Here is a 7987-nt window from a genome sequence, read left to right on the forward strand (position 1 = left end):
TGCCGACCAGCGGCCCCTCGGTCCAGGTGGACCAGGTCACCGGCAGGCCGGTGCCGGTCGACTCCGCCGTGGGCGGCGCGGGCACCACCGGGGCCACGGCGAGTGCCCCCGGCGGCGCGGCCGCCGCGGGCACCGTCCCCGGGACGGAGCTGACCGCCGTCGGCAGCAGCGACCCGCACGTGCCAGGCGCGCCGACGCTGGTGAGCGCGGCCGGAGCCGGCTCCGCGGTCAGCGTGCACGGCACCGGCCCGTTCGCCGGGCTGACGGTGACGGTCCACCAGACCACCAACCTGACCGACCAGGTGGTCAAGGTCGACTGGAGCGGCGGCAAGCCGACGCTGCCCAACCCTTCGAGCTTCGCCCAGGACTACCTGGAGCTGATGCAGTGCTGGGGCGACGCGGCCACCGGCCCGGACCGCACCCAGTGCCAGTACGGCGGTCTGCGCGGCGACAGCCGCGGCGGCGCGTACGTCTCCACCCGCCAGCTCAACTACGGCTCGCTCGTCGACCCGCTCGAGACGATCAAGCAGACCCAGCCCAACGTCAACGTCTACACGCCCTTCCACGCCGTGGGCGGCGTCGTCGAGACGACCGCGGGCAGCCAGTTCTTCGACGTGGAGTCCACCAACGAGGTGCCCTTCGCGCCGACCCGGGCGGACGGCACCGGCCAGGTCTACTTCGAGACGCAGACCGGCATGGAGGCGCCCGGTCTCGGCTGCGGCCAGACGCCCGACAACCTGAAGGTGCCGCCGAAGGAGGGGCGCGAGTGCTGGCTCGTCGTCGTCCCGCGCGGTGAGGTCGAGGTCGACGGCAAGCCGCCGGTCGGCAACTCCGGCCAGCTCCAGTCCTCGCCGCTGTCGGCGAGCAACTGGCGCTACCGCATGGTGGTGCCGCTGCACTTCACCCCGCTCGGCCTCAACTGCCCCATCGGCAGCCACGAGCGACTGACCTACGGCACCGAGATGGCGCAGGAGGCCGTCACCAGCTGGCAGCCGGTGCTGTGCCGGCAGACCACGTCCATCTTCGGCTACACGAAGCTCGACGACGACCTGGCCCGCGGCAAGCTGGTCAACGACGCCGACCCCGGCATGGTCTACGTCGCCGACCCGGTGGCCGCCGATCAGCTACCGGCCGGACGCACCCCGGTCTACGCGCCGGTGGCCCTGTCCGGCGTCACCATCGCCTTCGACGTCCAGAGCCAGTCCTACACCAGCGCCCCGGCGGACGTGCGCAAACTCGAGGGCCAGCGCATGCACACCCTCAACCTGACGCCACGGCTGGTCGCCAAGCTGCTCACCCAGTCGTACCGCTACGCCGTCGGCTACGACGCCACCGACGTCGCGAGCAACCCGCTGGACCTCACCACCGACCCCGACTTCCTGGCCCTGAACCCGGACTTCAAGCCGCTCGCCTTCCTCTCCCGCATCCCCGACATCCTCGTGCCGCTCGGCCAGTCCGACGCGGCCCGGCACCTGTGGGAGTGGGTCGAGGGCGACCCGGATGCGCGGGACTTCCTCGCCGGCAAGAAGGACCCGTGGGGGATGACGGTCAACCCCAACTACACCGCCGACAAGCTCGCTCTGCCGCGCGACGACTTCCCCAAGAGCGACCCGTACTGCGAGACCTTCCCGAACAGCCCCAACAAGCAGCCGCCGCTGTGCACCCTGGACGCCCACCCGTACGCGGTCGGCATGCACGACGCCGCCCGGTCGGCGGCCCGCGGCGACCGGCTCTCGAAGACCATCTGGGACGCCACGGCCATTCCGCCGCAGCTGAAGAAGGGCCCGCCGGAGCCGCAGGGCCAGATCGGCATCCTCTCCGTCACCGACACCGCGACCGCGGCCCGCTACGGCCTCGACACCGCCAACCTGATGAACGGCGCCGGACAGTTCGTCGCGCCGACCCCGGCGTCCATGCTGGCGGCGCAGGCGGCGATGACCCCGGTCGGCACCACCGGCGTGAGCCTGCTGCCGCCGGACAGCAAGGCCAAGGACGCCTACCCGCTCACCGTCGTCAGCTACGCCGCGACCGTGCCGTCGCTGCTGACCAAGGACGAGGGCGCCGCCTACGCCTCCCTGCTCCGCTTCGCCGTCGGCGCCGGGCAGACGCCCGGCGTGGAGCCGGGCCAGCTGGTCAACGGCTACGTGCCGCTGCCGCAGGCGCTGCGCACCGAGGCGCTGTCCGTCGCCAGGACCGTCGTCGCGGACTCCGGCCCGCACGGCGGCCCCTCCGGCGGGACCACGACCGGCGGCGCCACCGGCAGCCTCGGCGGGAGTGCCGGCGGGGGCGGCGACGGCAGCGGGTCGGGGGCCTCGGGGACGTCGGGGGGCGTCTCCGGCGGCCAGTCCGGGCCGCACGGCCCCCCGACGATCGCGCCCAGCTCCCCGGCCGTCCAGAACGTCGCCCGCACCGCCGCCACCCCCGTGGGCGTCGCCCAGTACCTGTTCCTGGTCCTGCTGCTGGTCGCCCTGGTGGCGGCCGGGGCCGGGCCGCTGCTGGCCCGCTACCTGCGGCGGCCCAGGAGCTGACCGGACGTCGGCTCGGCCGGCGCCGTCCGTGACGGCGCCCGCTCCGACCGCCGCACCGATCACGACCCGCGCTCCCTACGACGGCCGGAACCCCCCGGCCGTCCGTGCACCACCGTCCGAAAGGGAACCGTTCCATGACCGGCAAGTTCAGGCTTCTCGCCGCCGCCGCTGGTGTCGCCCTCCTGGCCGTCGGCGCCGGGACCGCCCACGCCGACCCGGTGGGTGCCCCCACCTACCGTCAGCTCGCCGGTGTCGGCTCCGACACCACCCAGGGCGTCATGAACGCGATGGCCGGCACGATCACCATCAACGGCACCAAGGTGATCGGCTCCTACGACGCGACCGGCTCGGCCACCGTCGCCACCCAGTCCGGCAGCGCCTGCCAGGCCATCACCCGCCCGAACGGCTCCGGCGCGGGCCGCACCGCGCTGCTCAACTCGCTGGGTGCGGCCGACGGCTGCCTGCAGTTCTCCCGCTCCTCCAGCCTCAACCTGGCCCCGGCCACCCCCGGCCTGACCTACGTCCCGTTCGCGGTGGACGCGGTCACCTACGCCATCACGCCCACCAGCTCGCTGCCGCGCACGATGACCCTGGCCGACCTGCACGCCATCTACACCTGTGACCCCAACTACGTGGGCACCGGCCCGAACTACTCGATCCACCCGCTGCTGCCGCAGGCCGGCTCGGGCACCCGCTCCTTCTGGGAGACCACCGTCGGCATCTCCGACACCGACGTGGTCAACCACGCCTACCCCTGCATCAGCGACACCAAGAACGGCAAGCCGATCGAGGAGCACGACGGCCGCGTCCTGGACGACAACTCCATCGCGCCCTTCTCCATCGCCCAGTACATCGCCCAGGGCGCCGGCACCCTCGCCGACCTGCGCGGCTCGGCGCTGCTCGGCAGCATCAACGGCACCCCGTCGCTGCTGCTCAACACCGGCGCCGCGGCCACCCGCGAGGTCTACAACGTCATCCCGAGCACCAACGTCGGCACCGCGCCGTGGAGCACGGTCTTCGTCGGCTCCAACTCCCTGGTCTGCCAGCAGAACTCGATCATCAAGACCTACGGCTTCGGCATCGACCCGAACTGCGGCGACACCTCCAAGGTCACGGGCTGACCGCCCACACCCACTCACGCAGACTGACGAAGGCGAGTACTCCTGTGTCGACCCTCCGTATCTCCCGCCGCGTGGCCCTGGCGACGGCCACGCTGCTGGCCTCCGGCGCGACCACGATGATCGGCGCGACCGCCGCGCACGCCGACACCCAGCTGGGCACGATGACCGCGACGCCGGCCTCCGGCGCCGACAACGACGCGATGAGCTTCACCACCTCCGGCGCCTGCACCGGCGGCGGCAGCAACGTGATCATGTCGGTCACCGGCCAGGGCTTCCCGGCCACCGGCACCCAGGTCGTCGGCAACTCCCCGATCTCGACGTACCAGCAGACCGCCGCCGGCGGCTACGTGGTGCCGCTGTCCAACACCATGCGCTATTTCGCCCAGCAGGCCGGCATCACCGCCCTGTCCGGCGAGTACGACTTCACGCTGACCTGCCGCAACGCCTTCGGCGCGACCACCTTCGGTGACTACGTCGGCAAGATCTTCTTCACCAGCCCCACCACGTACACCTCCAGCACCACTCCGACCCAGACCGCCACCACCACGACGCTGGCGGTCACCCCGGCGAACTCGGCCACGGCCGGCAGCGCCGTCACCCTGACCGCGACCGTCTCCCCGGCCGCGGCCGGCACCGTCCAGTTCATGGACGGGACCACCGCGATCGGCAGCCCGGTCACCGTCGCCAACGGCACCGCGGCCCTGACCACCTCCGCGCTCACCCAGGGCGCCCACCAGCTGACCGCCGCGTTCACCTCCACGGACCCGAACTTCGGCAGCTCCACCTCGACGGTGACCTCCTACACCGTCAGCCCGCCAAGCGCGCAGGCCACCACGACGGCGCTGGCGGTCACCCCGGGCACCTCCTCCCCGGCCGGCACGCAGGTCACGCTGACCGCCACGGTGGACCCGTCCTCCGCGGCGGGCACCATCACCTTCACCGACGGCGGCACCGCGATCGGCAGCCCGGTCCAGGTCAGCAACGGCAGCGCCACGCTCACCACCTCCACCCTGCCCCAGGGCGATCACCAGCTCGCCGCCGCCTTCACCCCGACCGACGCCACCAAGTTCGCGGCGTCCACCTCCGCGTCCGTCACCTACACCGTCAGCGCCCCGACCGGCGGCGGCACCGGTGGCGGCACGGGCGGCGGCACCGCGAGCGGCACCGAGAACATCACCACCACCGTCGCCCCCGGCGCGCTGGTGCTCAGCGTCGCGGGCAGCACCGTCGCCCTGCCGCCGCTGACCCTGAACTCGGCCAGCACCCTGTTCGCGACGGCCGGTCCGATCCAGACCGTCACCGTCACCGACACCCGCGCGGGCGCCCCGGGCTGGTCGCTCAGCGGCCAGGTCGCCGACTTCTCCGACGGCGGCGACACCATCAACGGCGAGAACCTCGGCTGGATCCCGCGCCTGGTCAACAAGGTCGACGGGCTCAACGTCTCGCTCGGCGGCGCGGTGGCCCCGGCCAACGCCGTCTCCGCGTCCGACTCCGGCGCGCTCGGCCTCAAGTCCTCCCGGACCCTGGCCACCGCGACCGGCCTCGGCACCGCCCAGCTGGGCGCCGACCTCTCCCTGGTCGCGCCCACCTCCACCAAGGCCGGCACCTACACCGCGGTGCTCACGCTCACCGCGATGTGACGACCGTCCGACCGCACCACCCGACCGTGATGTGACGACCCGTAGACCCGTCGTGGACTGATCGTCGCTGATGGCGGCCCCCGCCGCACCGCGCCCCACTTCCCCGGCGCGGTGCGGCGGGACCGCCTGCCCAGTCACCCCGTGCCCGTGCAAAGGACCCCTGCCATGACCCGCCCCCCGTCGAGAGCGCGTCACGCGCTCCTCGCGCTCACGGCGCTGCTCACCGTGCTGCTCACGACCGCCCTGGCCGTGCTCGCGCCGGCGGCGTCCGCCGCCGTGCCCGGTGTGGCCCCCGCCGCGCAGCAGCAGACCTTCGGCATCCAGCCGGCCTCGGCCTCCGGCCCCGACCAGCGCGCGGCCCTCACCTACGCGGCCACCCCGGGGGCGCAGCTCAAGGACCACGTCGCGGTCTACAACTACGGCGACGACCCGCTCACCCTCTCCCTCTACGCGGCGGACGCCTTCAACACCGGAAGCGGCGGCTACGACGTGCTGCCCGCCTCCGGGCACTCCACGGACGTCGGCTCCTGGGTCCACCTCGCCGCCGGCACGGTGACGCTGCCGCCGCGTACCCGGCAGATCATCCCGTTCACCCTCGCGGTCCCCGCGAACGCCGCGCCCGGCGACCACTCCGGCGGCATCGTGCTGGCGCTGCGCCGCCACGGGACCGACGCCAAGGGCAACGACATCGCCGTCGACCAGCGCGTCGGCACCCGCATCCACCTGCGCGTCCCGGGCGCGCTGCGACCCCAACTGGTGGTCCAGTCCGTCTCGGTGCGGTACCGCGGCACGCTCAACCCCTTCGGCACGGGCACCACGACCGTCAGCTACACCGTCCACAACGCCGGCAACATCCGCCTCAGCGGCCGCCAGGCGGTCCGCGTCCGCAACGCGATCGGCGCGGTCACCACCGCGAGCGGCCCCGGCGCACTGACGGAGCTGCTGCCCGGCAACAGCGTGACCTACACGGTCCAGATCCGGGGCGTCTTCCCGACGCTGTGGTCCACGGCCTCCATCACGGTGGACCCGATGGCCGTCCCAGGCGACACCGATCCGGCCCTCCCGTCGGCCGTCAGCGACAACCTCTACGCGACCGTCCCGTGGACCCTCGTCGCCCTGCTCCTCCCGCTCCTGGCCCTGGCCGTCAGCCTCTTCCTCCGCCGTCGCCGCCGCGGGAACCGGCCCGGCCCCGGGCTTTCCCAGCCCCCGACCACCCCGGCCGGCCCCACGGCCCCGACCGCCTCCGCGGAGCCCACCGCGCCGACGACCGGGACCGGCCCGACGGGCCCGACAGCCCCGACCGAGCCCGCGGCACCTGTTCCGGTGCCCGTGCCGGTCCCGGTCCCTGTTCCGGCCTCCGGGGCCGAGCCGGAAGCGGCGGACACCGCCGGGGAGCCGCCGACGTCCGGGGTTCCCGGCCCAGCGGCCGTTCCCACGCTGCCTGTTCCGGCGGCGGGAGTTACGCCCGGTGCAGGCGGATCGCCCGCGGATTCCGACGAGGCTGCGCCGAAGGCGCAGGCGTCGGGTCCGCTTCCGGAGGGCGCCCCGAGCGCCTCGGGCACCGTCCCGGCGTCGACGCCTGGAACCCCCGGCCCGGCCGCTCTCCCCACGCCGCCCGTTCTCGCCGCGGGGGAGATGCCCGCCTCCCTCCCCGAGGAGACGTCCGACGAGCCCGGTCAGGTCAACGTACCCGCTGAGGTGGGGGCGGCTCCCGCCCGTGTCGCCACGCGGAGCGTGCGCGGTCGTGCGGTGGCGCGGGCGTGCGCGGTCGCGTTCGCCGTGGTCACCGCGTGCGGCGGGCTGCTGCTCGGCGGGGCCTCCGCGGCCGTGGCCGACGGGCCGTCCGCCACCCCGAGCGCCCTGCCGAGCGCGAGCTCCGGCGCCACGGACGACAACGGGCCGGGCACGCTCTTCTTCGACTACGCCTCGGGTCACGACGACGACCCGATCGACCTCGCCACCTCCGGCCGCTGCCCCGGTCAGGGCGACTGGCTGAGCGCCGGCGTCAGCGGACCGGGTTTCCCGGCCGGCGGCGCCTCCGCCCTCGGCCTCTCCGCCGCGTCGATCTACCCGGCCGCATCCACCGGAGGGTACGTCGTCCCGCTCGACCAGACGCTGCGCAGCATCGCCCGCCAGAACGGGGTCAGCGCGCTCCACGGCGCCTACCGGATCGACGTCTACTGCCGAGGCCGCTTCCAGCAGACCCACCTGCGGGACTTCTTCGGCACGTTGACCTTCACCACGCCCAACTCCTGGACGGCGGACCACTCCACCCCGGTGGCCATGCCCGAGAGCACCGAGCCGGCCATGACCGCGAAGCCGCTCCCCGCGCCGACGGCCGCGACCAGGCAGAGCGGCGGCCTGTCGCTCCTCTCCGTACCGGCGATGGTCGCGGGCGCACTGCTCCTGGTCGGCCTCGGCCTGTCCGCGCTGCGCCGACGGCGGGCCGAGGTCCTGGTCCAACGGAGCAGGAAGACCGGAACCCCCGCCGTGGCCGAGACGACATCGGAGGAGCCCGTGACCGAGTCCGAGCCCGTGACCGAGACCGAGTCCGAGACCGAGACCGAGTCCGAGACAGATTCCGAGACGGAGTCCGGGACCGAGCCGCAGGCCGGGCGGCCCGCCGCCGGGGCGAAGGCGGTGCGGGGATGACCCTCACCGCCACCCCGCCGCCGCTGCCCCCGGCCCCCGCCCGGCC

The 7987-nt window shown here is 74.0% G+C and carries 4 protein-coding genes; all 4 read left to right on the forward strand.

Annotation, left to right across the window (positions count from 1 at the left end; genetic code table 11):
- The coding region (locus TR49_RS44125) for a hypothetical protein (RefSeq protein ID WP_052434798.1) at nucleotides 1-2528 on the forward strand (2528 nt) is incomplete at its 5' end.
- 134 nt (nucleotides 2529-2662) lie between these two features.
- Nucleotides 2663-3649, forward strand: coding sequence for a substrate-binding domain-containing protein (locus TR49_RS31310; RefSeq protein ID WP_042387531.1), 987 nt, complete (start codon nucleotides 2663-2665; stop codon nucleotides 3647-3649).
- Between the two features lie 44 nt (nucleotides 3650-3693).
- A complete protein-coding gene (locus tag TR49_RS31315) occupies nucleotides 3694-5289 on the forward strand; it encodes an Ig-like domain-containing protein (protein ID WP_052434799.1) in 1596 nt (531 codons plus the stop codon).
- A gap of 165 nt (nucleotides 5290-5454) precedes the next feature.
- The gene (locus TR49_RS44760) at nucleotides 5455-7941 is read left to right on the forward strand and encodes a hypothetical protein (protein WP_063770221.1); all 2487 of its coding nucleotides are present in this window, start codon (nucleotides 5455-5457) and stop codon (nucleotides 7939-7941) included.
- The last annotated feature ends 46 nt before the right edge of the window (nucleotides 7942-7987 follow it).

Source organism: Streptacidiphilus melanogenes (assembly GCF_000787835.1).
Taxonomy (GTDB): domain Bacteria; phylum Actinomycetota; class Actinomycetes; order Streptomycetales; family Streptomycetaceae; genus Streptacidiphilus; species Streptacidiphilus melanogenes.

Bases quoted from the DNA above. Each gene is read 5' to 3' on its own strand.
- TR49_RS31310 (WP_042387531.1), top strand. From the start codon at position 2,663: ATGACCGGCAAGTTCAGGCTTCTCGCCGCCGCCGCTGGTGTCGCCCTC.
- TR49_RS44760 (WP_063770221.1), top strand. From the start codon at position 5,455: ATGACCCGCCCCCCGTCGAGAGCGCGTCACGCGCTCCTCGCGCTCACG.